Source organism: Microcoleus sp. A2-C3 (genome assembly GCF_036706065.1).
Classification (GTDB): Bacteria; Cyanobacteriota; Cyanobacteriia; order Cyanobacteriales; family Microcoleaceae; genus Microcoleus.
In genome coordinates, this window is record NZ_JAUBVX010000027.1 from 85989 (window position 1) to 87911 (window position 1923).

Genomic DNA, 1923 nt, shown 5'->3' on the forward strand with positions numbered 1-1923 from the left:
AACACCTCAACAGCCACAACAGAAAATAGGCGACATAATCAATCGTTTCCGTAACTTTTTCAATCAAATCACAGAACCAAAAACTCCCTCAGATAGCCTACCCCAAACACAGTTATAAATCACAGACAAAACCTCACCAAACACTTCTAAATTCATCTGCGTTTATCAGCGTAAATCCGCCTAGATCTGCGGTCAAAAACAAAAACCAGGAAAATCAAAAATGACCTATCTCGAAACAGCAGCCAAATTCTATAGCGACGTTGCCGAAACTCCCCAAATCGGACTTTGTTGCGTCCAAAGCAGCCCCTTGCAACTGCCAGAATTAAAAATTCCCGCACAAATGCAAGAAATGAACTACGGCTGCGGCACAACCGTTCACGCCGCCGAACTTGTCGGCAATCCAGTCGTGCTGTATGTAGGAGTCGGCGGCGGTTTAGAAGCGCTGCAATTTGCTTACTTTTCTAGGCAAAAAGGAGCAGTTATTGCCGTCGATCCCGTTCCAGCAATGCGAGAAGCTGCTGCACGCAACCTGCGGATTGCTGCCCAAGAAAATGATTGGTTTGATGCTAGTTTTGTGGAAATTCGGGAAGGCGATGCTTTTGCGTTGCCGGTGCCGGATGCCTCTGTCGATGTTGTCGCACAAAATTGCTTGTTTAATATCTTTGAACCTGCGGATTTAGCTAAGGCATTAAAAGAGACTTATCGGGTTTTGAAACCGGGTGGCAGGTTGTTGATGAGCGATCCGATCGCAACCCGGCCAATTCCGCAGCATTTGAAGGAAGACCAACGCTTGCGGGCTTTGTGTTTGTCTGGTGCTCTGACCTACGCAGAATACGTTCAACACCTTGTAGACGTGGGCTTTGGGCAAGTAGAAGTCCGGGCGCGCCGTCCTTACCGGTTGCTGGACAAACACAATTACAAATTGGACGCGGATTTGCTGTTAGAAAGCCTCGATACAGTGTCTTTTAAAGTGGACATCCCCCTGGATGGCGCTTGCATTTTCACTGGCAAGACGGCGATTTATGCGGGTTCTGAAGAGCTGTTTGATGACGGTGCGGGTCACGTTTTGCAGCGCGGAGTTCCGGCGGCGGTGTGCGATAAAACGGCTGGGAAGTTGGGGGGATTGATGCCAGATCGGGTGTTGATTACTGATTCGACATGGCATTATAACGGCGGCGGTTGCTGTTAGATGAAAAAAGCTGGTTTCAACCGCTATTCTCCATCCAACGGAGAAAATAGGTGCAAGATTGGGTAATTGTATTGTAACTCCCGTGATGGAGACCGCAGGCAGCGCGATCGCCAAATCATTAATTTTGACAGTCACAATCAGAACTCTAGCACCGCCACTTTCCTCTATCTTATCAGTATCTATTTTGTTGAAGGATTGGGATGCGGCACGGAAACTCTGGTCGGAAACTTTAAAGGGAAAGGATTTTCACAACAGTTAGTACCTCTTGCTCGATTTTCTCTCGGAACTGCTTTGCTGGTAGGACTTTCTTTCGGCGGAGCCTGTTGGTTATTTCCTAATACTGTTTTTCGGTTGTTGACGAATCACGCCGAAGTCACTGAAAACATTGATATTTTTGTTCCCTGGTTGCTACTCGTTCTCGTATTCAGTTCAATAAACTTTATGCTGGATGGCTATTTCTTAGGTTTGACCCAAGGGCATACCCTCCGCAATGTTAGCTTATTTGCTCTTGTAGTGGGATTTTTACCTGCGGATATAGCTGCCATTAAGTTTGAGAGTAACCATATTTTGTGGCTGTCTTTGCTTTTGTTTGAAGCTATCAGAATGGTGACGATTGGGGTACAGTTTCCTAAGACATTTGCTAGTGATGTTGAGGATCTGGAGTTTAGACTAAAAAACGATCGCATCTAAAAGTAGCTGCCTTGGAAGATCCGGCAAGCTGTTGCTCAAAAACT

The 1923-nt window shown here is 46.3% G+C and carries 2 protein-coding genes; both read left to right on the forward strand.

Annotation, left to right across the window (positions count from 1 at the left end):
- The first annotated feature begins 220 nt into the window (after positions 1-220).
- Positions 221-1189 (forward strand): arsenosugar biosynthesis arsenite methyltransferase ArsM, encoded by a 969-nt coding sequence (gene arsM, locus QUB66_RS16455; protein ID WP_265239058.1) that lies wholly within the window; start codon positions 221-223, stop codon positions 1187-1189.
- Between the two features lie 66 nt (positions 1190-1255).
- Positions 1256-1879, forward strand: coding sequence for an MATE family efflux transporter (locus QUB66_RS16460; protein ID WP_332968746.1), 624 nt, complete (start codon positions 1256-1258; stop codon positions 1877-1879).
- The last annotated feature ends 44 nt before the right edge of the window (positions 1880-1923 follow it).

What these genes read in the sequence shown, in the direction of transcription:
- arsM (WP_265239058.1), top strand. Translation starts at nt 221, where the DNA reads ATGACCTATCTCGAAACAGCAGCCAAATTCTATAGCGACGTTGCCGAA.